This is a genomic window from Kitasatospora sp. MAP12-44 (assembly GCF_029892095.1).
In the GTDB taxonomy this organism is placed as follows: domain Bacteria; phylum Actinomycetota; class Actinomycetes; order Streptomycetales; family Streptomycetaceae; genus Kitasatospora.
Genome location: NZ_JARZAE010000004.1, coordinates 7,113,958 through 7,138,439 on the forward strand (window position 1 = coordinate 7,113,958; position 24,482 = coordinate 7,138,439).

The following is a 24,482-nucleotide window of genomic DNA, read 5'->3' on the forward strand; positions in this document are numbered from 1 at the left end:
GTGTTGCAACCCACACGATGATCGGTGCGTGGGCATTCGACTGAGACTCGCCGGACCGGGAGAATATGCCCGGGCCCGGGGTGGTCGTGCCGGTTGCCCCGGGCTGTCGTTAGTTCAGGTGACGGTGCGCAGTGCCGATCCGCTCCCACCGGGGCGGGCAGGCGCGGCACCGACTGCCGCGACCAGCCGGACGGGACCACGGACGTCGTACAACGGTGCGACGCCCGTCAGTTGTTGAGGGGTTGGCCGACCCACGGCTTGGACCCGGTGCGAACGGTGCGCCTCGGTCGGCGATCGGGTCGCCAAGGACGCGGAAGCGGCCTGGAAGGAGTGTTGACATGACCGACGGCGGTCACGTCCCCAGCGAGGGACTGCCGGAGCACCTGCTCCCCGAGCACGGAAGCGACCCGGCGCTGGGAGGTGTCGGGTGGGGCGTGGACCTCGTCGGCCAGCCCGTACCCGGCGGACCCCTCCGGCCGGCCTTCACCTTCCTCGACCAGCCGGACCAGCTGGAGCAGCGGCTGGAGCCGCTGGACGACGATGACGACGTGCTGCTGATGCCGGGTCCGCAGGGCTCCTGGGGCGACGCGGCCCCGCAGGTCGCGATCCCGCAGCAGCAGCCTCTCCCGGTCCCGGTGCCCGACGCCACGATGGCGTTCCACCCGGTGGAGCCGGTGGCCCAGCCGGCCCCCCAGCTGGAGGCCCCCCTGCTGGAGGCCCAGCCGCTCGCCGTCCCGACGGCCGAGCCCGTTCTCGCGCCCGCCGCTCTGCCCGCCGCCGCGCCTGACATCGCGCCCACCATCGCGCTGCTGACCGTGCCCGGTGCCGAGTTGCCGGGTGCCGAGTTGCCCGGTGCCGAGCTGCTCGGAGCGGGCGGCACGCCGGTCGAGCCGTCCTGGCCCCCGGTGGCGCCGCCGCTGGTCGCCGCCGACGCGGCGCCCGAGGTCCTCGCCCCTGTCACCGAGCCCCTGCCGCAGTCGGAGATCCCGCAGATGGAAACCCCGCAGCCGGTGGCCGCGCAGCCGGAGGCCCTTCAGCCCGCGCAGCCGCAGCCGACGGTCGTCGCCCAGCCCGCCCGCCGTCCGCTGCACGCCGGGCCGCCGATTCCGGACCCGTCGCTGATGACCGGTCACGTCCCGGTCCGCTCGCTGGCCGACCGCGGTCCGTCGGGACAGACCGCGACCCCGGCGGGGGGTACCCCGATCCTGGTCCTCCCGGCCCCGGTCGAGGTCCCCGTGCCGGTGGCCGTCGAGCCTGCGCCGGTCGCTGTCGAGCCCGAGCCCGTCGCTGTCGAGCCCGAGCCCGAGCCCGAGCCCGCGCCCGTCGCGGAGGCTCCCGTCCCTGCGGCTCCCGTCGCCGAAGCCGCGGTCAGCGAAGCCGGGGTCGCCGAGCCGGAGCCCCAGCCGGTCGTCGAGGTCGCTCCGGCCGCCCCGGTGGCCCAGCCGCGACGGATCGCCGCGTTCCTGGCCGCCCCCGCGCCGCTCGGCTTCCCCGTGGTGCCCCCCGCGGAGGTCGTCCCCGAGCCCGAGCCCGAGGCCGTCGTCGTCCCCCCGATAACGCCCGCCGAGCCCGAAGCGACGCCCGAGGCCCTGTCCGAGCCCGCGCCCGAGCCCGCGCCCGAGACGGCCGCCGGCACCGGCGTGATGCCCACCGTGACGGTGGCCGCCGAGGCCGTGCAGCCCGAAGCCGTGGCTCCTGAGATCCCCGCGACCCCCGAGCCCGCCGTGGAGCCCGAGCCCGTCGCCGTCCACGAAGAACCCGTAGCCGAGCCCGAGCCCGCACCCGAGCCCCAGGTCGAAGCGATCGAAGAGCCCGCCACTCTCGAAGCGCCCGAGCCCGCAGCGCCCGTAGAGCCCTCGATGCTCGAAGAAGCCGCAGTGCTCGAAGACGCCGAAGCCGCCGAAACGCTCGAAGAGCCCGACGCCGCCCCCCGCCCGCCCGCCGCCCCCGGCTACGACGACGCCATGCGCGACGCCGTCCACCAGGTGATGCGCGAGCGCCGCGACATCCGCAACGGCTTCCGCCCCGACCCCGTCCCGCACGAGGTGCTGCTGCGCGTCCTGGAGGCGGCCCACACCGCCCCCAGCGTCGGCTACTCCCAGCCCTGGGACTTCGTGGTCATCCGCTCCTCCAAGACCCGCCGCAAGATGCACGACCTGGCCGCCCGCCAGCGCGAGGCGTTCGCGGCCTCGCTCCCCAAGGGCCGCGCCAAGCAGTTCAAGGAAATCAAGATCGAGGCCATCCTCGACACCCCGGTCAACATCGTCGTCACCGCCGACCGCACCCGCGGCGGCCGGCACACCCTCGGCCGGCACACCCAGCCGCAGATGGCCCCGTACTCGGCCGCGCTGGCTGTCGAGAACCTCTGGCTGGCCGCCCGCGCCGAGGGCCTGGGCGTCGGCTGGGTGAGCTTCTTCGACGAGGAGGAGATGGTCCGCGAGCTCGGTCTGCCCGAGCACCTGGACGTCGTCGCCTACCTCTGCGTCGGCTATGTGGACGCCTTCCCGGACGAGCCCGAGCTGCAGCAGCAGGGCTGGGCCAAGAAGCGCCCGCTCTCCTGGGTGGTCCACGAGGAGCAGTACGGCAACCGCGCGCTGCCCGGCGAGCAGCCGCACAGCCTGCTCGCCGAGACCCGCCGCACCATCCGCCCGCTGGACGCCAAGGCGCTCGGCGAGGCCTGGGACCGGCAGAAGCGGATGACCAAGCCGGCCGGTTCGCTCGGCATGCTGGAGATCATCTCCGCCCAGCTCAGCGGCCTCTCCCGGAAGTGCCCGCCGCCGATCCCCGAGCCCGCGTGTGTCGCGATCTTCGCGGGCGACCACGGCGTGCACGCGCAGGGCGTCACCCCCTGGCCGCAGGAGGTCACCGCCCAGATGGTGGCCAACTTCCTGGCCGGCGGCGCGGTGGTCAACGCCTTCGCCGCGCAGGTCGGCGCCGAGGTCTGCGTCGTCGACGTGGGCGTCGCGAGCGAGCTGCCGGAGGCCATCCAGTCCGGCCGCACCACCGGCCTGCTGCCTCGCAAGGTCAAGGCGGGCACCGACGACATGACGCAGGGCCCGGCGATGAGCCGCGAGGAGGCCCTGAAGGCGATCGAGGTCGGTATCGAGACCGCCCGCGACCTGGTCGCGGCCGGCAACAAGATCCTGATCACCGGTGACATGGGCATCGCCAACACCACCGCCTCGGCCGCCCTGATCGCCGTCTTCGCGGGCGCCGACCCGGCCGAGGTCACCGGCCGCGGCACCGGCATCGACGACGCCACGCACGCCCGCAAGGTCGACGTCGTGCGTCGTGCGCTGGAGCTGCACCAGCCCGACCCGGCTGACCCGATCGGCGTACTGGCCGCGGTCGGCGGCCTGGAGCACGCGGCGCTGGCGGGCTTCATGCTCGGCGCCGCCTCGCTGCGCACGCCGGTGATCCTGGACGGCGTCATCGCCGGTTCGGCCGCGCTGGTCGCCAAGGCCATCGCCCCCGAGGTGCTGGCGGCCTGTATCGCCGGGCACCGCTCGGCGGAGCCCGGCCACCAGGCCGCGCTGGCCAAGCTGGGCCTGCGTCCGCTGATCGACCTCGACCTGCGCCTCGGCGAGGGCACCGGTGCGCTGCTGGCGCTCCCCCTGGTGCAGAGTGCGGCCCGCGCGATGCACGATGTAGCCACCTTCGACTCCGCCGGGGTCACCGAAAAGGGCTGAAAGCCTCCCCACTCCTCCGCAGCCGGCCCGAGGGCGCGCCGGCTGCGGAGGAGTGCAGCCGTACCCGAAAACCCTCCGTCCCCCCAGGAGCTCCGCCGATGACCGCGCCCAACCCCCACCCCAGCACCGCGGGCCGCACGCCGTACCCCGTCGGTCTGCTGCTCACCGGCCGCCGTGTCCTGGTGGTCGGCGGCGGCCAGGTCGCCCAGCGCCGGCTGCCCGCCCTGATAGCCGCCGGCGCCGAGGTGCACCTGGTCTCCCCGGCCACCACCCCGGCCGTCCAGGCGATGGCCGACGCGGGCGAGATCAGCTGGCACCGCCGCGGCTACACCGACGGCGACCTCGCCGACACCTGGTACGTGCTGGTCGCCACCGACGACCGCGCGGTCAACGAGGCCGTCAGCGCGGCGGCCGAAGGCCTGCGGATCTTCTGCGCCCGCAGCGACGACGCCACCGCCGCCAGCGCCTGGACCCCGGCCACCGGACACGACGACGGCACCACCGTCGCCGTGCTGACCGGCGACCCCCGGCACTCGGCCGCGCTGCGCACCACCATCGTCGAGGGGCTGCGGGACGGCAGCCTGAGCGCGCGCCAGTTCCGCACCCGCGCGGCCGGTGTGGCCCTGGTCGGCGGCGGTCCGGGCGACCCGGACCTGATCACCGTGCGCGGCCGCCGGCTGCTCGCCGACGCCGACGTCGTGGTGGCCGACCGGCTGGCCCCGCGCGAACTGCTCGCCGAGCTGGCCCCGCACGTCGAGGTGATCGACGCCTCCAAGATCCCGTATGGGCGCGCGATGGCCCAGGAGGCGATCAACCAGGCGCTGATCGACGCGGCCAGGGCCGGCAAGTTCGTGGTCCGCCTCAAGGGCGGCGACCCGTACGTCTACGGGCGCGGCGGCGAGGAGCTGCTGGCCTGCGTGGAGGCCGGCATCCCGGTCACCGTGGTGCCGGGCATCTCCAGCTCGATCAGTGTCCCGGCCGCCGTGGGCATCCCGGTCACCCACCGCGGGATGACGCACGAGTTCACCGTGATCTCCGGCCATGTCGCCCCCGAGGACCCGCGCTCGCTGGTCAACTGGGAGGCCGCCGCCCAGATGCGCGGGACCCTGGTGCTGCTGATGGCCGTCGAGCGGATCGGCGCCATCGCCGCCAAGCTGATCGCCTCGGGCCGGGACGCCGCGACGCCCGTCGCCGTGGTCCAGGAGGGCACCACGGCTGCTCAGCGCCGGATCGACGCCACCCTCGGTACGGTCGCCGCCACCGTCGCCGCCGAGGGCGTCCGCCCGCCGGCCGTGATCGTGATCGGCGAGGTCGTGCATGTGCTGGGGCAGGGAGCGGGACAGGGGCCGAGCGCTTGATGGTCGAGCCGACTGCCGTCACCGACCCCGAGGATCCACGCCTGGCGGACTACACCGGGCTGACCGACGTCGAGCTGCGCCGCCGCCGGGAGCCCGCCGAGGGCCTCTTCATCGCCGAGGGCGAGAAGGTCATCCGGCGCGCGCTGGCCGCCGGCTACCGGATGCGGTCGATGCTGCTGACGGCCAAGTGGCTGGACGTCATGGCGGACGTCATCGCCGAGGCGGACGCCCCCGTCCACCTGGTGGACGCCCGTCTCGCCGAGGAGGTGACGGGCTACCACGTGCACCGCGGGGCACTCGCCTCGATGGCCCGCAAGCCGCTGCCGCCCGCCGCCGAGCTGCTCGCCGGGGCAGGCCGGGCGGCCCCCCGGCGGGTCGCCGTGTTCGAGGACATCGTCGACCACGCCAATCTGGGCGCGGCGTTCCGGAACGCCGCCGCGCTCGGGGTCGACGCCGTCCTGCTCACCCCGCGGTGCGCCGACCCCTTCTACCGGCGGTCGGTGAAGGTCTCGATGGGGGCCGTCTTCCAGGTGCCGTGGACCCGCCTGCAGTCCGGGCCCGAGGACATCGAGACCTTGCGAGCCGCGGGCTTCACGGTCGCCGCGCTCTGCCTGAGCGACCAGGCGATCACCCTCGACGAACTCGCCGCCCGCGACGAGGAGAAGCTCGCCCTGGTGTTCGGCACGGAAGGCGCCGGCCTCACCCCGCAGACCCTGGCCGCGGTCGACGTGCACGTCCGCATCCCGATGGATGCCGGAGTCGACTCCCTGAATGTGGCCGCCGCCTCAGCCGTCGCTTTCTACACCACCCGGCCGCGACCCGCCTGAGCCTGCGGATTCCCGCAACCGTCAACTCCGCAGCGTGTGCGCCGGTGTACGCGCTGCGCACTCCGCGCCGCGCCCGCGCTCTGCCGCGCCGCGCCGATTGCCGCTCCCGCGCAGGTCAGCAGCCGGTTCGGGCTGGATCACCGCGCTTCCGCACGACCGCGCCCCCCGCTCGACTCCCGCTCCGACCGGCCGCCCGGGCGGCGGTGGCGCACGCCTCCGTGCCCCGGCTCGTTCCGCCTGCCCGCTTGCGCGCCGGTGCGCATAGTCCAGCTGAATATCCGCATGCGCGCCGTTGCGCAGAAAGTCGGATCACTCCAAGAATGCGATGGTCACACCGCAGCCCGGGTCTTCCCGGCCGCCGTTGCTGACGTTCCGGCGACTCCTGCCGTCCTTGGACTGTGGCGGAGACCGGCTTCCCACCGCTGCCGCGCCTGCCGTTGCCCCGCCCCGAGGAGGGTTCTGTTGGACAACCGCTACGAGACCTACGCCTTCGCCGACCCGCTCTTCTACGACTCGCCCCGGCGCTGGGGTGCGCACGAGGAGTTCGCCGCCGTCGGCCGGGCGCTGCCCGCGGGGTGGGAGCGGGCCGAGCAGGAGATCTGGGCGGTGGTCCGGCCGGTTGACGTCCCGCTGCCCGGGCAGGGCTGGAAGATCCACGTGTCCGCGCGGGCCGAGGACGCCGAGGAGGTGCTGCAGGAGGTCTACACGTTCTGCCTGCGCGAGCGCGTCACCTTCAAGTTCCTGCGCGGGCTCCCGATCCTTCAGGTGCAGAACTCCAAGTACGCGCCGCGCGGCTCCAGCGGCAAGTTCTGCACGCTGTACCCGCTGGACGACGCGGAGTTGGAGCGATGTCTCGACGGGCTCGGCCGCGCACTGGCCGGCCGCAAGGGGCCGTACATCCTCAGCGACTTACGGTGGGGCGAGGGCCCGCTCTACCTCAGGTACGGGGGCTTCGCCGAGCGCCACTGCCGCAACGAGGCGGGGGAGCGGGTGCTCGCCCTGGAGGACCCTGACGGTTGCCTGGTGCCCGACGTCCGGGGCGCCGGCTTCTCCCTCCCGGACTGGGCGCCGATACCGGCCGTGGTCGCGCCGGCGCTGGCCGAGCGGGCGGCGCAGCGCGACACCGGGTTGCCCTACACCGTGCAGCAGGTCCTGCACTTCTCCAACGCGGGCGGCGTGTACCTCGCCCGCGACGGCGCGAACGGGCCGCAGCTGGTGCTGAAGGAGGCCCGGCCGTTCGCCGGGCTTGACCAGCGCGGGGTGGACGCCGTGACCCGGCTGCGCAATGAGCACGAGATCCTGGTCCGGCTGGCGGGTGTGCCCGGCGTCCCCGCGCAGCACGGGCTGCTGACGGCCTGGGAACACGAGTTCCTGGTCGAGGAGTTCGTCGAGGGCCGGCCGCTGAGCGAGTGGCTCGCCACCCGCTACCCGCTGATCCATCCGGACGCCGACGAGGCCGCGCTCGCCACGTACACCCGCGAGGCGGTCGGGATCGTGGAGCGCATCGAGCAGGCCCTGGCGGCGATCCACGCCCGCGGGGTGGTCTTCGGCGACCTCCATCCGCGCAATGTGATCATCCGGCCGGACGGCGACATCTGCTTCATCGACTTCGAACTCGCCAGCACCGTCGAGAAGTTCGTCCGCCCGGGGCTGGGAGCCGCCGGCTTCGCCGCACCGAGGGGCTACACCGGGACGCAGATCGACCGCTACGCTCTGGCCGCGATCCGGCTCTGGCTCTTCCTGCCGCTGACCCAACTGCCCGCCCTGGACCCGGGCAAGGCCCTGGAGTTCGCCGACGCGATCGAGAGCGGCTTCCCGGTACCCGAGGGCTACACCGACGAGATCCGCCGCCTGCTCGGCCCCACCCCCTCGGCCGGCCGCACCGCCCGCCCCGAACTGGGCCTGCGCCGTGCGGAGTCGGCCGCGCTACTGGCCGCGCCGGTGGCCGACTGGCCCGGGATCAGGGACTCACTGGCCGCCGGTATCGCGGCGATGGCCACCCCCGACCGCGCCGACCGGCTGTTCCCCGGCGACGTCGCCCAGTTCACCCACGGCGGCCTGGGCCTCGCCTACGGCGCGGCCGGCGTCCTCTACGCCCTGCACGCCACCGGAGCCGGGATCGACCCCGAGCACGTCCAGTGGCTGGTCCGCGCCGCCGGCACCCGCCCCGTCGAACCGGGCCTGTACTACGGCGGACACGGCGTGGCCTACGTGCTGGACCTGCTCGGCGAACGCGACGCGGCTCTCGGGCTGATCCGGCGCCTCGCCCAGGCCCCGGACGACGAGCCGGAGCCGGGCCTGGCCGCCGGCGCGCCCGGCATCGCCCTCACCCTGCTGCACTTCGCCACCGCCACCGGCGAACCCCGGCTGCTGGACCAGGCGCTGGCCCTCGCCCGTGCGTCGGCCGACGCCCTGGAGAAGGCCGGAAGCAGCGACCCGAAGCGCCAGGCGGGCCTGCTGGCCGGAGCCTCGGGTACCGTGCTCGCCCTGGTCCGGCTGTACGAGCACACCGGAGACGGCGCCCTGCTCGACCAGGCCCAGACCCTGCTGGAGCTGGACCTCGACCGCTGCGGCAGCGTCGCCGACGGCACCCTCCAAGTCGTCGACGGCCGCCGGGTGATGCCCTACCTGGAGACCGGCAGCGCCGGGATCGGCCTCGCGCTGAACGCCCTGCTCGCGCACCGGCCCGACAGCCCCTCGGCCCGCCACGAGCCGCCGCTGCTCCGGGCGGCCGAGCCGGAGCTGTTCATCCAGCCGGGCCTGTTCAACGGACGGGCGGGGATGCTCGGCTACCTGGCCCTCACCCGGCACCGCGCGGCCGATCCGGCCGGCCGGACGGCCCTGCTGGCGCGCCAGCGCTCGCTGCTGACCCTGCACCAGATCTCCTACCAGGGCCATCTCGCCTTCCCCGGCGACCAGTTGCTGCGCCTCTCGGCGGACCTCGCGACCGGCTCCGCCGGAGTGCTGCTGGCGTTGGGCACGGCCCTGGGCGGCACCCCCTTCCTCCCCTGGAGCGGCGCCGCCCCCACCGACTCCCGGCCACCGGCCGGGCGATTCACCCCGTAGAGAAGGAGAACATCATGGCGATCCTCGACCTCCAGACCATGGAGCTGCCCGTCACCGAGGCCACCACGATCGATGGCACCCTCGCGAACGACATCAGTTCCCTGAGTGTCCTCAACTGCACTGAAAGCACCGTCAGCACCCTGCTCTGCCTCTGACACGACAGCACGTCGTAGCCGGCCGGGCCCCCACCACGGGGGCCCGGCCGGGTCACCGCCCGCGCTCCACGTCCCACGCCACCCAGGCGCTGACCCAGGCCTCCAGCAGATCCTGCGCGTGGCTGTCCGCCAGGGTCTGCTGCGCGGCCCAGTACCGCTCCCAGCAGGCCTGCGCGGCCTCGCTGTCCACCGGCTGGCGCAGCCCGATGTAACGCACCAGCTCCTCCACCGCCGCCGCGCGCGGCCCGTCCCGCTCGGTGAACCACGGCACCTGGCTGCGCAGCTGCGAGATCTGGTTGACCATCGAGTACACCAGGTACTCGGCGCGCTCCGACCCGCAGCCGAGCACCGCGGCCAGCTCGGTGACCGCCCGCCGGCTCAGCGCCCGGTAGGCCGTCCCGGCATCCGGGCCGCCCGGCACGAAGGTCTCCAGGAAGGCCCGCACCGCCGCGACCCCGGAGGCCGGCGCGAGCACCGGTTCAGGCCGGACGCGCCGCTCGGTCGTGATGCGCTCGAACAGCTCGTTGCGCCGCTCCACATAGGGGAGCAGGGCGTCGACCGGGCCGACTTCCACGTCTTCGGGAGCCACCCCGCGCCCGATCACGGTCACCGCCTGCCCGGCCACGGCCATCCGCAGCGCCCAGGCCTCGCCCACCCGGCAGAGCTCCCCCTGCGGCAGCTGGGCGCGGACGGGCGCGCTGGGGGAGCGCGGCAGCTTCTCGTTGCGGATCTCCCGCCGCAGGGCGAGCAACGGGTCGACCCGCTGCTCGGCGCTCCCCGGCGGCCCGGTGGTCACCCCGACGAACGGCTCGCCGGCCTCCCGCCAGTCGCCGTACGCCAGTTGGACGGCGACCGGCACCCCGTTCTCGCTCTCCCAGCGCGCCAGATGGCCCAGCGCGACCGTCGGCCTGGTCAGCCCGTACACCGGGTAGGGCGGGTTGGTGGCGAGTTCCCGCATCAGCTGCTGGTACTGAGCAAGACGATCGGGATCGGGCGGCATCCGTTTCATGCCGCAGAGTCTGGCATCCCTGACTGATAGTCAGAAGAGTGCCCCGGACGTCAGCTGGTGCCGGTGCCCCCGGAGATGCCGGCGCCGGGCCAGGACTCGTCCAGGGTGCCGTCCGGGCGCAGCGTGTAGCGGGTGGACGAGCTGGCGCCGGTCTGCGCGACCCGCTCCTCACGGACCAGCGCGCCCTCCTCCAGCCGCCAGGCCGCCGCCGCCTGCGGGTCGGCCGCCGAGGAGCGCGCGGCCAGCAGCACGGGCGTGTCGGAGGTGAAGCCGAAGAGCTCGACCAGGTCCACCGGCACCGACCCCTCGGTGCGGCGCAGCACCACCACGGTGGCCGCCGCGCCCCGGTAGCGGGCCGGCAGTACGGCCGCCAGCGCGACCGGCGCCGCGGCGGACTGGGCCGGTGACGGTGACGGTGACGGGGCGTCCGGGCCCGAGTGGCCGTCCCGCAACTGGATCGGCTGGCCGCCGGCCGGGTCGCTGTAGCTGCGGTTGGGCCAGTCCACGGCGGGCACCGCCCCGGCCGCCGGGCCGAAGCCGACCGTGCCCGGGGCAGCGACCACGGTGCGCGCCGCGGGGGCCGGCGAGGCGGGCGGCGAGGTGGGTGGCCGACTCTGCGCGCCGTCGGCGGAGAGCCCGACCGCCGGGCCGACCGCACCCTGCAGGGCGACCGGGCTCGGCGGTGGCAGGCCCTGCGAGTTGCGGTTCTCGCAGCCCTGGGCGGCGGCGATGGCCAGCGCGACGCCGATCGTCACCGTGACGAAGACCACCACCCGCTGGCGCATCAGCCGGCGCCGCGAGTCCAGCGGGCGCCCCGGCGCGGGGGTGTGCTGGCGCTCGCGCGGTGACCGACCGGGCGCCGGGGTCTGCTGGCGCTCGCGCACCGCGCCGCGCTCCCGCCCGGCGCGGTCGTGCGGCGGCTGCTGGCCCGGGGCGCCCGGGCGCGAGGGGGTGGCCTCGTGGGCCGACCCGGCGGGCCAGGGCATCGGGGCGGTCTGCGGCTGCCCGGGCGGACGGCGCAGCGGCGGGTGACCCGCACCGCGCGGCGCCGGCCCGCGGGGCGGCGCGCCGCGGTCCGGCCGGGTCGACGGCTCGAACCGCCCGGCCGGCTCCTCCCGCTCCCGCTCGCGCGGCTCCGCCGGCGCCGCCGCACCCCGCGCGCGGCCACCGCCGGCCCGCGCCGCCAGCTCGCTCAGCCGCTCGTGCAGATGCGCCGCGCCCGGGCGGTCCATCGGCTCCTTCGCCAGGCAGGCCCCCACCAGCGGGGCCAGCACCGGCGGCACCTCCGAGAGGTCCGGCTCCTCGTGCACCACCCGGTAGAGCATCACCTCCGACGAGGCCCCCGACCCGAACGGCGAGTCGCCGGTCAGCGCGTACGCCAGCGTCGCGCCGAACGCGAAGACGTCGGTGGCCGGCGTCACAGCAGCGCCGCGGACCTGCTCGGGCGCCAGGAACCCGGGCGAGCCCACGGCCGTGCCGACATGCGTCAGCGTGCTGGCACCGCGCGACCAGGCGATGCCGAAGTCGATGATCCGCGGGCCCTTGGGGGACAGCAGGATGTTGGACGGCTTCAGGTCCCGGTGGACGACGCCGGCCTCATGCACCTTCACCAGGCCGTCCGCCAGCGCGGAACCGATCCTGGCCACCTCCGGCCAGGCCAGCGGGCCCTCGTCGCCGACCCGCTTGTAGAGCGAGGGACCGGGCACATAGGCCGTCGCCAGCCATGGCCGGTCGGCCTCGATGTCGGAGGCGACCACCCGGGCCGTGCAGCCGCCGCGGATCTTCGAGGCGGCCGCGATCTCGCGCGCGAACCGGGTGCGGAACTCCGCGTCCTCGGCCAGCTCGGCGCGGATCAGCTTCAGCGCCACCCGCTGGCCCTTGCGGTCCGACCCCAGGTACACCACGCCCATGCCGCCCGCGCCGAGCCGCCGGTGCAGGCGGTAGGGGCCGACGATGCGGGGGTCCTCACGCCTCAGCCGCATCATCGCCATGTCGTTCCCCGTCGGCCCGTCAGGTGGGCAACCCGTGAGGTGCGCCCCGGAAGGTGGGGCCGCGTCAGATTCTTCCGGGCACAGCTTACGGACTGTCGGCTGCGGTGTGCTGATACGCAACACGTGAACCGCCGGTGGGATTGTCCGATCTCCCCGTCACCGGGCCCCGGCAGAGGCCTTGGTGTGACGGCGGTCTCAGGGTTGCTCTCAGGGTTCCCTCGGGGATCGCAGGACCCTCAACTCCCCCTGCGGTAGTAGTCGACCGGGGGTCGAGTCATCCTCCCGGACAGCCTTGGGACTATACGCGCGCATGATGTCGGAGAGTGGCGCGACGCCTACGGTTGGAGGCAGCGGTGGACGGGGCACTCGTCCCCCGAGACCATCCGTCCACCGCGACCAACGGGGGAGCGGCGCCAGGAGGGGCAGGACCATGGCAACGGAGATCTCCGCGAGCTCGCAGCAGCGCAGGCGGCTGCTCGCGACCCGGCTGGGCCGGTCGCGGCGCCCGGTGGCTGACCGGCGCCATCCGGTGGTCGCCGTGGCCATGGCGCTGCCCTGTGCGATCGCCCTGCTGCTGCTCTTCGGCGGCTGGGACCAGATGGTCACCCAGACCCAGGCGGTGGCCAACCTGATCGGGCGCTGACCCCTCGGGACAAGGGGTCGGACGCCGGCCGGAGCACGCGCACCCCGCGGGGACACCCAGGGACGGGCGAGTAGCGGGTGCGTGCCCCGGCCACCACGAGTGCCGTGTGCGGAACGCCGGTGAGGGCGCCCGCACACGGCACTCCACACCGTCCGCGCGCTCGGGGACGCACAACGCAGTGGAGCCGCAGTCCGTGATCGGACTGCGGCTCCACTGCGTCAACTGCGGTGCGCGATACTGGGATCGAACCAGTGACCCCTACCGTGTCAAGGTAGTGCTCTCCCGCTGAGCTAATCGCGCCTGTCCGGCAGCAGGACTGCCGGTCTGGCTGGTGGCAGCACCGTGAAGTGCCGCCGAAGGACCCGAGGGACCTGTGTGCGCGATACTGGGATCGAACCAGTGACCCCTACCGTGTCAAGGTAGTGCTCTCCCGCTGAGCTAATCGCGCCTGTCCGGCAGCAGGACTGCCGGTCTGGCTGGTGGAAGCACCGCGAGGTGCCGCCGAAGGACCCGAGGGACCTGTGTGCGCGATACTGGGATCGAACCAGTGACCCCTACCGTGTCAAGGTAGTGCTCTCCCGCTGAGCTAATCGCGCGGGAAGACCCCCGGACGAACCGGGGGACCTCTTGGAGGTGGAGACGGGATTTGAACCCGTGTACACGGCTTTGCAGGCCGTTGCCTCGCCTCTCGGCCACTCCACCAGGCAACATGTGAAACATACCAGGAAGAACGATCATGCTGTCCTTCACCGACACCGAGCGGACGACGAGATTCGAACTCGCGACCCTCACCTTGGCAAGGTGATGCTCTACCAACTGAGCCACGTCCGCCTGTCTTCCGGTCCTCTTCCCCGCTTTCCAGCGGCTCCGTTTCCCGGCGACGTGTTGAACTTTAGCGGAAACCCTGGCCAGCTCAAATTCCGTATCCGCAGCTCCGCCCCGGCACCCCCTCGAAACGGCCGGAACGATCCCTAGACTTCGAAGCGCCGCTGCCCCCCACTCAGCAGGAGAACCGTGTCCGGCCCCAGCCCAGCCCCCGCCCCAGACCAGCCGATGGCCCGCTTCGGCGGCCGGCTGGCGACGGACCTGCGCGAGGTGACCTCCGACCCCGCCGCCCTGGAGAGCGGCGGCTGGTGGGCGGTCGCCTACGACTTCGAGGGCCGCCTCACCTGCGCCCGGTTCGCCGACGTCCGCCCCGACCCGGCCCCCGCCCGCGCCGCCGGCGGCTGGTTCGGCCCCGACCCGGGCAGCTGGCGCAGCTCGCTGGACCGCGCCGGCTACACCGCGGGCGTCCGCCGGATCCGCGAGCGGATCGCCGCCGGCGAGGTCTACCAGGCCAACCTCTGCCGGGTGATGACCGCGCCGCTGCCCGACCCCGACCCGGCCCGCAGCGACATCGACGCCCTCACCGCCCTCCTCGCGCACGGCAACCCGGCCCCCTATGCCGGCACCCTGCGCCTGCCGGAGCACGGCATCGAGATCGCCACCGCCTCACCCGAGCTCTTCCTGCGCCGCGCCGGCCGCACCGTCTCCTCCGGCCCGATCAAGGGCACCGGCCGCACCGAGGCCGACCTGCTGGAGAAGGACTACGCCGAGAACGTGATGATCGTCGACCTGGTCCGCAACGACCTCGGCCGTGCCTGCGCCACCGGCAGCATCACCGTCCCCGACCTCTGCGTGGTCGAGAAGCACCCCGGCCTGGTCCACCTCGTCTCGCTGGTCCAGGGCACGCTGCGCGAGGACGCCGGCTGGCCCGAGCTGCTGGACGCCACCTTCCCGCCCGGATCGGTCACCGGCGCCCCGAAGTCCAGCGCGCTGCACGTCATCGACGCGCTGGAGACCGCCCCGCGCGGCCCGTACACCGGCGCCGTCGGCTGGGTCGACGCCGACCGCCAGGAGGCCGAACTCGCCGTCGGCATCCGGACGTTCTGGATCGAGCGGAGCGCCGGCGCGGCGCCGGTGCTGCACTTCGGCACCGGAGCCGGCATCACCTGGGGCTCCGACCCCGACCACGAGTGGGCCGAGACCGAGCTCAAGGCCGCCCGGCTGGTCGCGATAGCGTCGGGCGAGCACCCGGAGTAGGGCCTTCCACTCCGCAGCCGCCCCGCACCCGTTGGAGGAGAACCCCGATGATCTGGCTGAACGGATCGCTGGTCGACGAGGCACGCGCCGAGATCTCCGTCCTCGACCACGGTCTCACCGTCGGGGACGGTGTCTTCGAGACCGTCAAGAGCGTGGCCGGCCGGCCGTTCGCGCTCACCCGCCACCTCGACCGGCTGGTCCGCTCGGCCACCGGCCTCGGCCTGCCGGCCCCCGACCTCGACCAGGTCCGCGCGGGCGTCGCCGCGGTGCTCGCCGCCAACCCGATGCCGCTGGGCCGGTTGCGGATCACCTACACCGGCGGCCTCGCCCCGCTCGGCTCGGAGCGCGGCGACGCCCCGCCCACCCTGGTGATCGCGCTCGGCAGCGCCGCCGAGCGCCCCGACAGCACCGCCGTCGCCACCGCCCCCTGGACCCGCAACGAGCACAGCGCGGTGGCCGGCCTGAAGACCACCTCCTACGCCGAGAACGTGGTCGCGCTCGCCCACGCGCGTCGCCAGGGGGCCACCGAGACGCTGTTCGCCAACAGCGCCGGGCAGCTCTGCGAGGGCACCGGCTCCAACGTCTTCGTGGTCCTGGACGGGCGGCTGCTCACCCCGCCGCTGGCCTCCGGCTGCCTGGCCGGCATCACCCGCGAGCTGGTCGCCCAGTGGTGCGGCGCCGAGGAGGCCGAGCTGCCGTACGCGGTGCTGCGCGAGGCCGACGAGGTCTTCCTCACCTCCACGCTGCGCGACGTCCAGGCCGTCCACCGGATCGACGACCGCGAACTCCCCGCCCCCGGCCCGGTCACCGCCAAGGCGATGGCCCACTTCGCCGCCCGCGCCGCCGACGACCTGGACCCGTAGTCAGCCGCACACCAGTTAGCCGCACACCCGGCCGGGGAAGAGAGCAGCCATGACCACCACGCTGCGCCCAGCCGCTCCCGAGCGAGCCCTCCCGGACGGCGGCCGTGAGCGCCGCTGGCAGGTCTGCGCCAACGGCCGTCCGGTGGGCGCGGTGTCGACCGTCGCCCGCCCACTGGGCGCCGGCTGGTCCGGGCAGATAGCGGAGCTGGAGATCGCCGCCGCGGGGCGCCGCCGCGGGCGGGGCACCGTGGCGGTGCTGGCCGCGGAGGAGGTGCTGCGCGGCTGGGGCTGCCATCGCGTGGAGCTGACCGTGCCGGCCGAGGCCCCCGCGGCGCTCGCCCTGGCCCACTCGCTCGGCTACACCGAGACCAACCGCAAGCTCCTCAAGGCGATCGGTCATCCACCCGCCCTCGCAGCGGGATTGACGATCCGTCGGCTCGGCGATCGCGAGTTCCCGCAGTGGCTGGCACACAGTCAGGCGACCTACCAGGAGCACCTGATCGGCTCGGGCCTGACCGCCCGTCAGGCGCTGGACAGATGCGCGGCCGATCACACCCATCTGCTCCCCGACGGCCCGGCCACAGCCGGCGTGGCACTGCGCCAACTGCTGTGCGACGGACGGCCGGTGGGCAGCCTCTGGGTCGACCTGCAGAGCGGCTCACGGCCGGACGGCCTACCGCTGGCCTGGGTGATGACCGTCGACGTCGAGGCCGCCGAGCGCGGACACGGCTACGGCCGCGAGCTGATGCTCGCGGCCGAACGGGAATGCCTGGCCGCCGGGGTCCGGCACCTGGGTCTCAACGTCTTCTCGGCGAACCGCGTCGCCATCAACCTGTACGAGTCGCTCGGCTACCGGGTCAGCTGCCGGGTCCTCGCCAAACCCCTCATCTGAGGCCAAACCCCCCAGCTGAGACGGAAGGCCCTCACGCCTCCAGCAGCGCCACGATCCGCTCGCGCAGCCCCTGCTGGCTCTGCCCGCCGTCCAGTCGCTGCCCGGCCACCACATACGTCGGGGTGCCGCTCACGCCGATCGCCTTGCCCTCGGCCTGGTCGGCGTCCACGATCAGCGTGTGCCGGCCGTCCACCAGCGCGAGCTCGACCTCCTCGGTGTCCAGGCCGAGCTCGCCGGCCACCTCGATCAGCAGCTCCTGGCCGCGCTGCGCCAGCTCCTCGGTACGGGCCAGCACCGCCTCCACGAAGGGCCAGCCCTTGCCCTGGGCGAAGGCCTCCTCGGCCGCCTCGGCGGCCGCGTAGGCGTGCTTGTGCCGCTCCAGCGGGAAGTGCCGGAACTCGATCGTCAGATCGTCGCCGTAGCGCTCACGCAGAGCGCGGACGTCGTCGAGGGAGGTGCGGCAGTCCGGACACTGCAGCTCGCACCAGAGCTCCAGTCGGGGAAGAGAGGCATCGGTCATACGGCCAGTCTTCCACCCCGGTGGCGGGCCCGATGCCGACGGTCAGCTCACGCTCACCGGCAGTGCCTCGTCGGCCGCCGAGCGCTGGCGGGCCCGGTAGGCGGCCACGTGCATCCGGTTCCCGCAGGTCCGGCTGTCGCAGTAGCGCCGGGAGCGGTTGCGCGAGAGGTCGACGAAGACGCGCGCGCAGTCCGGGGCCTCGCAGCGGCGCAACCGCTCCCGCTCGCCGGCCATCAGGATCAGCCCCAGGGCCATCCCGAGCTCGGCCGCCAGATGGTCGGCCAGCGTCGCGTGCGGGGCGAAGTAGTGCATGTGCCAGCCGTGGCCGTCGTGGTCGGTCAGCCGCGGCGTCGCGTTGACGGCGGCCACCAGGGCGTTCACCAGCTCGGCGGCCTCGGCGGTGGACGGTGCCGTGAAGGCCGCCCGCAGCTGGTCGCGCAGCGCGTGGACGGCCGCCAGGTCGGTCGCGGTCACCGAGTCGATCTCGTCCAGCTCGCGCCGCACCACCAGCGCGTCGAGCGCGGCGACGTCCGGGAGCTGCTCGTACCCGCCGGCCTCGGGGGAGGTGTTGAGCAGTTCGACCAGGATGCTCAGGGCGCACTCGGTGTCATGGGTGATCAGCACGTGGGAGCTCCTCGCGTGCGCCGGGGACGGTGGCCCGTCCGCGTCGGTCATCACCGGCGAACTCTACCGGGCCGGGCGCGGGGAATGCCGAAGGCACCCGGAGCCACGCGGGCCCGTCCGCCGAGGTGGCGGAGCGGGCGGGCATGGCACCAGGTGCCTTCGGCATTCTGGACTCGAACGCCGTGTACTACCGGCCCCGAGGCCGCGCTGCGCGCGGCTGAGCCTGTGGCCGTGCCCCCGAGTAGGACAGCCATCAGGAAATTCGACCGGGCCACCGGGGGTGCACCCCCGGGGCTTCAGCTCTCGGCAAGGATGTGCGACAGCTCCCGGTCCAGGTCGAAGTGACGATGTTCGGTGCCGGGGGGCACAGCGGCGTCGGTGCGCTTGAGGAACGACTCAAGCGCCCGGGCCGGGGCTTCCAGCAGGGCTTCTCCTTCCGGAGAGCTCAGCGCGATGCAGACGACACCCTGTCCGTGGCTACGCGACGGCCAGACGCGGACGTCGCCGGTACCGGTGGGTCGGTGCAGCCCCTCCGCGAGGAGGTCGCGGGCGAACACCCACTCCACGGTCTCGTCGGCACCGGTGTGGAACGTGGCGTGCACGGCATAGGGGTCGGCAGTGTCGTAGCGCAGGCCCGCGGGGACGGGCAGTGACGACTCGCTGGACACGATGAGGCGCAGGTGCAGCTCGCAGCTGACCGTGGTGTTCATAAGCGCCATGGCCTTTCGCTCAGTGTGCGCTCGGGGAATCGCACGTCGGCGAACGGACCATCCCACCACTGGCGCCGATGTAAACCCCTCTGCCCGGATTCGGGGCCTGCCGGTAACCCTTCCGGCGCATTGCGCAATGTGCCGGAAGGCGGCCCGAACGGGATATCGGGCGGTTACCGAAAGTGACGAATGCGGACTGCCGGGCTGGTCGGGGCCGGCGCGGTGGCCAGCGCGGGAGGGGTGGGCGGAGCACCCTCCGGGATGCGGTAATGTTTTCCCTGCACCCGGGCGATTAGCTCAGCGGGAGAGCACTTCGTTCACACCGAAGGGGTCACTGGTTCGATCCCAGTATCGCCCACCGGATTGCAGAGTAAGGCGTAGGACCTCGGTTGATAATTCACCGGGGTCCTGCGCCTTTTCGGCGTTCCGGTGAACTGAGTGGGCGTCAAGGTCCCTTTGCCGGGGTCGAGCTGGCGGGCCGTCGGGCGGGTGCCGGCCAACCGGTTTGCCTGGCACCCCCCAGGCGGTGCTAATGTTCATCTCGTTGCCCGGGCGATTAGCTCAGCGGGAGAGCACTTCGTTCACACCGAAGGGGTCACTGGTTCGATCCCAGTATCGCCCACCGGACAACATCAGGGCCGCTGATCGGGTTTCCGATCAGCGGCCCTGATGCGTTGTCAGGCCGCGGCCTCGCAGCTGTGGCCGGTCGTCAGGGGCCGGCCGCATGCGCAGCGGGCCGGGCGCAGCGGCCAGGAGCGGTCCACCCGCTCCTGGGTGCCGGACCGGTCGAACCAGTCCTGCAGGCCGCGGGCCTGCGCGGCGTGCCACACCCGCTGACGCAGATGCAGTTCGGTGGGGGAGAAGGCGCCGAGCGCCGAGTGGTGGCGGGCGCCGATGGCGCGGACCAGGTTCAGCGAGGCGGTGGCGTCGGCCGTCGCGTCATGGGCGCCCTCCAGGACGACGCCGTAGTGCGCGCAGAGGTCGGTCAGGGTGCGCCGGCCCTTGCGGTAGCGGTCCACGTGCTTGTCCAGCACCCGCGGGTCGAACACCAGCAGATCGGTGCCGTCCAGGTACTGCTCCAGCGAACTGCCCCGGTGCCGGCGCAGTTCGCGGTCCAGCAGGGTCAGGTCGTAGGGCGCGTTCATCACCACCACCGGCACGCCGGCCCGGGCCTGTTCGGCGAGGGCGGTGGCGATCTCGGCGAGCACGGTGTGCGGCGGCCGGCCGAAGGCGCGGACGTGTTCGTCGGTGATGCCGTGCACGGCGCGGGCGCCGTCCGGTATCGCTATGCCGGGGTCGGCCAGCCAGGTCCGCCGCCCGGCGGCGGCGTCCGGTGCGTGCTGGACGACCAGTGCGGCGGAGACCACGCGGTCGCTCTCCACGTCCACGCCGGTGGTCTCGGTGTCGAAGGAGGCGAGTGGGCCCTCGTGCCAGTAGTGGTGTTGCTCCATGACCACCCCTCAGGTCCCCCGGCCCCGCCTGGTGCACCGCCGAGGACTGGCGGTGCACCGGCTCATGGTGCCGTTCTGAGCAGGTGATACCCCGGGTAGGTACCCCTTCAACCACCTGGCCAGGGCAGTGGGCGGATATAGGTGCGCGGTTGACTCGGCGGGCTCGGTACCATCGTCACGTCACAGCACAGTGCTGTGCGCCCGACTTTCAGGAGAGACCGGTGACCGACGTCCGGGTAACCATCAGCCGCGAACCCGATCGGGAAGAGCGCGTGGTGACTACGGGCACCACGGCCGCCGACCTCTTCGCCGACGACCGCGCGATCATCGCCGCCCGGGTGGGCGGCGTCCTCAAGGACCTGGCCCACCAGCTGCAGGACGGCGACGAGGTCGAGCCCGTCGAGCTCGGCAGCCCCGACGGCCTGAACATCCTGCGGCACTCCACCGCGCACGTGATGGCGCAGGCCGTCCAGGAGCTCTTCCCCGAGGCCAAGCTCGGCATCGGCCCGCCGATCAAGGACGGCTTCTACTACGACTTCGACGTCGAGAAGCCGTTCCACCCCGACGACCTCAAGGCCGTCGAGAAGAAGATGCAGGAGATCATCAAGCGCGGGCAGAAGTTCGCCCGCCGGGTGGTCACCGACGAGGCCGCGCGGGTCGAGCTGGCCGGCGAGCCGTACAAGCTGGAGCTGATCGGGCTCAAGGGCTCGGCCTCCTCGGAGGACGGCGCCAACGTCGAGGTGGGCGGCGCCGAGCTGACCATCTACGACAACCTGGACCCGAAGACCGGCGAGCTGTGCTGGGGCGACCTCTGCCGCGGCCCGCACCTGCCGAGCACCCGGATGATCCCGGCCTTCAAGATCATGCGCTCGGCCGCCGCGTACTGGCGGGGCAGCGAGCAGAACCCGCAGCTCCAGCGCCTGTACGGGACCGCCTGGCCGACCAAGGACGAGCTCAAGGCGCACCTGGACTTCCTCGCCGAGGCCGCCAAGCGCGACCACCGCAAGCTCGGCAACGAGCTGGACCTCTTCTCCATCCCGGAGGAGATCGGCTCGGGCCTCGCGGTCTTCCACCCCAAGGGCGGCGTGATGCGCCGGGCCATGGAGGACTACTCGCGCAAGCGGCACGAGGAGTCGGGCTACGAGTTCGTCTACACCCCGCACGCCACCAAGGGCACCCTGTTCGAGCTCTCCGGTCACCTGGACTGGTACGCCGACGGGATGTACCCGCCCATGCAGCTCGACGGCGAGAACGACTACTACCTCAAGCCGATGAACTGCCCGATGCACAACCTGATCTTCCGCTCCCGGGGTCGCTCCTACCGCGAACTCCCGCTGCGGCTCTTCGAGTTCGGCACGGTCTACCGCTATGAGAAGTCCGGCGTGGTGCACGGCCTGACCCGCGCCCGCGGCTTCACCCAGGACGACGCGCACATCTACTGCACCAAGGAGCAGATGGCCGGCGAGCTGGACTCGCTGCTCACCTTCGTCCTCGACCTGCTGCGCGACTACGGCCTGAACGACTTCTACCTCGAACTCTCCACCCGGGACCCGAAGAAGTCGGTCGGCTCGGACGAGGACTGGGCCGAGGCCACCCAGGCGCTGGCCGACGCGGCCGAGAAGCAGGGCCTGGCGCTCACCATGGACCCGGAGGGTGCCGCCTTCTACGGTCCGAAGATCTCGGTGCAGGCGCGCGACGCGATCGGGCGCACCTGGCAGATGTCGACCATCCAGGTCGACTTCCAGCTGCCGCAGCGCTTCGAGCTGGAGTTCCAGGGCGCGGACGGCAACCGCCAGCGCCCGGTGATGATCCACCGTGCGCTGTTCGGCTCGATCGAGCGCTTCTTCGCGGTGCTGCTCGAGCACTACGCGGGCGCGATGCCGCCGTGGCTGGCCCCGGTGACGGTGGTCGGCATCCCGATCACCGACGAGCACGTGCCGTACCTCCAGGAGGTGGCGGCCGAGCTGAAGAAGCGCGGGATCCGGGTCGAGGTGGACGCCTCGGACGAGCGGATGCAGAAGAAGATCCGCAACGCTCAGAAGAGCAAGGTTCCGTTCATGCTGATCGCCGGCAACGACGACGTCGAGGCGGGCGCGGTGTCGTTCCGCTACCGCAACGGCGAGCAGAAGAACGGCATCCCCGTCGCGGAGGCGATCGCCGAGATCGTCGACGCCGTGGAGCGCCGGATCCAGGTCTGAGTGAGCAGCTGACACGGGGCAGGCTCGATGAGTCTGCCCCGTGCTGGTTTCCCGGGGGCCGGCGCCGAATATGCTGATCTCCATGACGAGTGAGCCGGAACTGCAGCAGGGCGTGGGGGAGCCGGACGGCTTCAGGCGCCTGTGGACGCCCCATCGGATGGCCTATATCCAGGGGGAGAACAAGCCCACCGGGCCTGCCCCCGGGGACGGTTGCCCGTTCTGCTCGATCCCGTCGCTGAGCGACGAGGACGGGCTGGTGATCCGGCGGGGGGAGCACGTCTTCGCGGTGCTCAACCTCTACCCGTACAACGGCGGCCACCTGATGCTGGTCCCGTACCGGCACGTGGCCGACTACACCGAGCTCACCGAGCTGGAGACGGTCGAGCTCGCGACCCTCACCAAGCAGGCGATGACGGCGCTGCGCGCGGCCTCCGGGGCGCACGGCTTCAACATCGGGATGAACCAGGGCGAGGCCGCCGGCGCCGGCATCGCCGCGCACCTGCACCAGCATGTGGTGCCGCGCTGGGGCGGGGACACCAACTTCATGCCGGTGGTCGGCCACACCAAGGTGCTGCCGCAGCTGCTGGCGGACACCCGCAAGATGCTCGCCGAAGCCTGGCCGCAGCAGGGCTGACGCCCGGCGGACGAGCAGGGCCCCGCCGGATCACCGGCGGGGCCCTGTCGCGTTCGGGTACGTCAGCCCGCGTCGTAGACGTCGGCCTTGAACGGCCGGACGCCCTGCAGCTCGGACTTCAGGATCAGCGAGCGGTTGGTGAACCGGTCGGTGTTGACGTCGTGGTCCTGGAGGAACTCCACGGTGGCCGCGAGCACCGAACTCACCACGGGGGTGGCGATCCGCAGCGAGTCGTCCGTCATGAAGCGGCTGCTCCAGGGCGCCGTCGCCCACGCGCTGCGCAGGCCGAAGGGCTCGGGCAGCGGAAGGGTGCCGCCGAGCCAGTTGAGCAGGGCGGGAGCCTTCATGAACGGCGCCCGGACCGCCTGGCGGACCACCTCGTCGTTGTCGATCAGCGGCAGCTGGACGGTCTCCGTCAGCCAGAACCTGCCCGACTTGGGCCGGGTGATCTCCTTGGGCTTGGGCTTGTCACCGAAGGTGCCCTGCACCGGTCCCAGCGTGTGGCCGCTCACCGAGACCCGCAGGGTGTTGCTGAGCACCGTCACGGTGACCAGCAGGCTGACGATCAACTTGCCCTTGTTGAGCACGAACTGGGTGCCGAGGTAGTGCCGCGGGCCGTCCTGGCCGAAGGCCTGGCGGTTGGCGATGTTGACCACGGCGTGGTCGCGCATCCGCTCGCCGTCCATGTCCGGTCCCTCGGGACGGCTGATCTCGGCCGCGCCGGCGCCGACCTCCAGGATCACCCACTGCTGGACGGAGGAGTGCGGGATGCCGCCGTTGCCGACGTCGCTGCGGCCCAGGCCGTTCAGCCGGTCGGTGATCTTCTTGACCAGGTCCCAGGCGTGGAAGGTGCGGAAGTCCTGGTGCCCCTCGGCGGGGTGCAGGTCCTCGACCACCTCCCAGGAGCCCCAGCGCTTGCCGAGGCCGAGTATCCCGTTGGCCCCGGCGTAGTGCAGGACGTTGGTCTCCTGCTCCATCGAGAGCAGGGTGAGCTGCTTCTTCAGCAGCGTCGCCTTCGCGTCCTTCTCGTCGCGGGGGACGGCGGTGGGCAGTATGGCCGCCACCAGGCTGCCGTCGTTCAGCCCGCCCCAACGGGCCCGCAGGTCCTTGGTGGTGGCCAGGCAGATCCGGCGCGCCAGGTACCAGCCGACCGCCGGGACCAGCAGTACGACCCGGGCGTAGATCGCGAGCAGGCCGGTGAACGGCGGCCGCAGGGCGAAGAGCACGGCCACCGCCAGCGGCAGCAGCAGGATCGCGCCGCCGTAGGTCTTCTCCCTGGCGGGGCTGCTCTTGCCCAGCGTCATCCGGAACCAGAAGGCGACCAGCCAGACCAGCGTGCCGGGCAGGAAGAGCAGCCCGGTGAGCAGCGTCACCAGGGTCAACTTCCGGTCGCGGGCGGACCGTACCTCCTCCGCGGCCAGGCAGTGCTCGACCACCATGCGGGGGTCGGTGCCGAAGGAGGGCACCATCGGCTTGCGCGTGGCGGCCAGCGTGCGGGCGATCACGGCTTTGCTGAAGGCCTCGCCGAGGTTGGGCCTGAACAGCTTGAACTTGCCGTGCTTGAGTGTGAGTTCAGGCTGGGCGGCCGCTGCGAACACGTCCGGGTCGCCGTCGCGGTAGGCGAGCGACGAGAGAGCCTGGGTGACCGCCGTCTGTGGGCCGGCGTCCGTACGGGGTATCTGCGCACCCGGGGTCATGTCGAGCTTGGTCATGGCGGCCTCCCCTCCTCCCCTTTTGTCAGCGGCAGGTTATCGCGCCGCTGCCACCTCG

Annotated in this window: 17 protein-coding genes, 7 tRNA genes and 1 pseudogene; 13 read left to right on the forward strand and 12 right to left on the reverse strand. The window is 72.9% G+C overall.

Annotation, left to right across the window (positions count from 1 at the left end; all coding sequences use genetic code 11):
• Positions 1 to 338 precede the first annotated feature (338 nt).
• The 5 genes from cobT to P3T34_RS32485 all read left to right on the forward strand — a co-directional run bounded on the left by cobT (position 339) and on the right by P3T34_RS32485 (position 9,095).
• On the forward strand, positions 339 to 3,689 hold the full coding sequence (gene cobT / locus P3T34_RS32465; RefSeq protein ID WP_280669615.1) for a nicotinate-nucleotide--dimethylbenzimidazole phosphoribosyltransferase: 3,351 nt from the start codon (positions 339 to 341) through the stop codon (positions 3,687 to 3,689).
• A gap of 98 nt (positions 3,690 to 3,787) precedes the next feature.
• Entirely contained in the window at positions 3,788 to 5,047 is a 1,260-nt protein-coding gene (gene cobA, locus P3T34_RS32470; protein ID WP_280669616.1) for a uroporphyrinogen-III C-methyltransferase, read from the forward strand.
• Positions 5,047 to 5,874 carry an RNA methyltransferase gene (locus P3T34_RS32475; protein ID WP_280669617.1) on the forward strand — a complete coding sequence of 276 codons (828 nt, stop codon included), beginning with the start codon at positions 5,047 to 5,049 and terminating at the stop codon, positions 5,872 to 5,874. Before cobA ends, P3T34_RS32475 begins: the two co-directional genes overlap by 1 nt.
• 462 nt (positions 5,875 to 6,336) lie before the next feature.
• Positions 6,337 to 8,940 (forward strand): class III lanthionine synthetase LanKC, encoded by a 2,604-nt coding sequence (lanKC, locus tag P3T34_RS32480; RefSeq protein WP_280669618.1) that lies wholly within the window; start codon positions 6,337 to 6,339, stop codon positions 8,938 to 8,940.
• Positions 8,941 to 8,954: 14 nt separating this feature from the next.
• Entirely contained in the window at positions 8,955 to 9,095 is a 141-nt protein-coding gene (locus tag P3T34_RS32485) for a SapB/AmfS family lanthipeptide (protein WP_280669619.1), read from the forward strand.
• A 52-nt stretch (positions 9,096 to 9,147) separates the two neighbouring features.
• Here the strand turns inward: P3T34_RS32485 and P3T34_RS32490 are convergent, their stop codons facing one another.
• Both P3T34_RS32490 and P3T34_RS32495 read right to left on the reverse strand, forming a co-directional pair.
• Positions 9,148 to 10,104 (reverse strand): hypothetical protein, encoded by a 957-nt coding sequence (locus P3T34_RS32490; RefSeq protein ID WP_280669620.1) that lies wholly within the window; start codon positions 10,102 to 10,104, stop codon positions 9,148 to 9,150.
• A gap of 707 nt (positions 10,105 to 10,811) precedes the next feature.
• Positions 10,812 to 12,095, reverse strand: a pseudogene (locus tag P3T34_RS32495) (protein kinase); the annotation flags it as partial.
• Positions 12,096 to 12,525: 430 nt separating this feature from the next.
• On the opposite strand from P3T34_RS32495, the gene P3T34_RS32500 reads away from it, so the two are divergent.
• Positions 12,526 to 12,738 (forward strand): hypothetical protein, encoded by a 213-nt coding sequence (locus tag P3T34_RS32500; protein WP_280669621.1) that lies wholly within the window; start codon positions 12,526 to 12,528, stop codon positions 12,736 to 12,738.
• Positions 12,739 to 12,966: 228 nt separating this feature from the next.
• On the opposite strand, the gene P3T34_RS32505 is transcribed toward P3T34_RS32500, so the two are convergent.
• The 5 genes from P3T34_RS32505 to P3T34_RS32525 all read right to left on the reverse strand — a co-directional run bounded on the left by P3T34_RS32505 (position 12,967) and on the right by P3T34_RS32525 (position 13,569).
• A tRNA-Val gene (locus P3T34_RS32505) sits at positions 12,967 to 13,038 on the reverse strand.
• Positions 13,039 to 13,114: 76 nt separating this feature from the next.
• Positions 13,115 to 13,186: transfer RNA gene (locus P3T34_RS32510), tRNA-Val, on the reverse strand.
• 76 nt (positions 13,187 to 13,262) lie between these two features.
• Positions 13,263 to 13,334 (reverse strand) — tRNA-Val (locus tag P3T34_RS32515).
• Between the two features lie 32 nt (positions 13,335 to 13,366).
• Positions 13,367 to 13,440, reverse strand: a tRNA-Cys gene (locus P3T34_RS32520).
• Between the two features lie 56 nt (positions 13,441 to 13,496).
• A tRNA-Gly gene (locus tag P3T34_RS32525) sits at positions 13,497 to 13,569 on the reverse strand.
• Between the two features lie 222 nt (positions 13,570 to 13,791).
• Between P3T34_RS32525 and P3T34_RS32530 the strand changes: the two genes are divergently transcribed.
• Genes P3T34_RS32530 through P3T34_RS32540 form a run of 3 tightly spaced genes read left to right on the forward strand, consistent with a single transcriptional unit; the run spans position 13,792 to position 16,575 of the window.
• Positions 13,792 to 14,820: a chorismate-binding protein gene (locus P3T34_RS32530; RefSeq protein WP_280672525.1), complete on the forward strand. Its 1,029-nt coding sequence runs from the start codon at positions 13,792 to 13,794 to the stop codon at positions 14,818 to 14,820.
• A gap of 47 nt (positions 14,821 to 14,867) precedes the next feature.
• A complete protein-coding gene (locus tag P3T34_RS32535; RefSeq protein WP_280669622.1) occupies positions 14,868 to 15,683 on the forward strand; it encodes an aminodeoxychorismate lyase in 816 nt (271 codons plus the stop codon).
• 49 nt (positions 15,684 to 15,732) lie between these two features.
• The gene (locus P3T34_RS32540) at positions 15,733 to 16,575 is read left to right on the forward strand and encodes a GNAT family N-acetyltransferase (RefSeq protein ID WP_280669623.1); all 843 of its coding nucleotides are present in this window, start codon (positions 15,733 to 15,735) and stop codon (positions 16,573 to 16,575) included.
• 31 nt (positions 16,576 to 16,606) lie between these two features.
• Here the strand turns inward: P3T34_RS32540 and P3T34_RS32545 are convergent, their stop codons facing one another.
• The 3 genes from P3T34_RS32545 to P3T34_RS32555 all read right to left on the reverse strand — a co-directional run bounded on the left by P3T34_RS32545 (position 16,607) and on the right by P3T34_RS32555 (position 18,429).
• Positions 16,607 to 17,095, reverse strand: coding sequence for a DsbA family protein (locus P3T34_RS32545; RefSeq protein ID WP_280669624.1), 489 nt, complete (start codon positions 17,093 to 17,095; stop codon positions 16,607 to 16,609).
• 42 nt (positions 17,096 to 17,137) lie between these two features.
• Complete coding sequence (locus P3T34_RS32550) at positions 17,138 to 17,719, reverse strand: CGNR zinc finger domain-containing protein (protein ID WP_280669625.1); 582 nt, start codon at positions 17,717 to 17,719, stop codon at positions 17,138 to 17,140.
• 296 nt (positions 17,720 to 18,015) lie between these two features.
• On the reverse strand, positions 18,016 to 18,429 hold the full coding sequence (locus P3T34_RS32555; protein WP_030056266.1) for an SsgA family sporulation/cell division regulator: 414 nt from the start codon (positions 18,427 to 18,429) through the stop codon (positions 18,016 to 18,018).
• Positions 18,430 to 18,715: 286 nt separating this feature from the next.
• Between P3T34_RS32555 and P3T34_RS32560 the strand changes: the two genes are divergently transcribed.
• Positions 18,716 to 18,787, forward strand: a tRNA-Val gene (locus tag P3T34_RS32560).
• A 192-nt stretch (positions 18,788 to 18,979) separates the two neighbouring features.
• A tRNA-Val gene (locus P3T34_RS32565) sits at positions 18,980 to 19,051 on the forward strand.
• Between the two features lie 55 nt (positions 19,052 to 19,106).
• On the opposite strand, the gene P3T34_RS32570 is transcribed toward P3T34_RS32565, so the two are convergent.
• Positions 19,107 to 19,880, reverse strand: a complete 774-nt coding sequence (locus P3T34_RS32570; RefSeq protein ID WP_280669626.1) for a 3'-5' exonuclease — start codon at positions 19,878 to 19,880, stop codon at positions 19,107 to 19,109.
• A gap of 221 nt (positions 19,881 to 20,101) precedes the next feature.
• Between P3T34_RS32570 and thrS the strand changes: the two genes are divergently transcribed.
• Together thrS and P3T34_RS32580 are read left to right on the forward strand one after the other, a co-directional pair.
• Positions 20,102 to 22,078 carry a threonine--tRNA ligase gene (thrS, locus tag P3T34_RS32575; RefSeq protein WP_280669627.1) on the forward strand — a complete coding sequence of 659 codons (1,977 nt, stop codon included), beginning with the start codon at positions 20,102 to 20,104 and terminating at the stop codon, positions 22,076 to 22,078.
• Between the two features lie 70 nt (positions 22,079 to 22,148).
• On the forward strand, positions 22,149 to 22,712 hold the full coding sequence (locus P3T34_RS32580; RefSeq protein WP_280669628.1) for an HIT domain-containing protein: 564 nt from the start codon (positions 22,149 to 22,151) through the stop codon (positions 22,710 to 22,712).
• A 62-nt stretch (positions 22,713 to 22,774) separates the two neighbouring features.
• Here P3T34_RS32580 and P3T34_RS32585 read toward each other — a convergent pair whose 3' ends face one another.
• Positions 22,775 to 24,424, reverse strand: a complete 1,650-nt coding sequence (locus P3T34_RS32585) for a hypothetical protein (protein WP_280669629.1) — start codon at positions 24,422 to 24,424, stop codon at positions 22,775 to 22,777.
• Between the last annotated feature and the right edge of the window lie 58 nt (positions 24,425 to 24,482).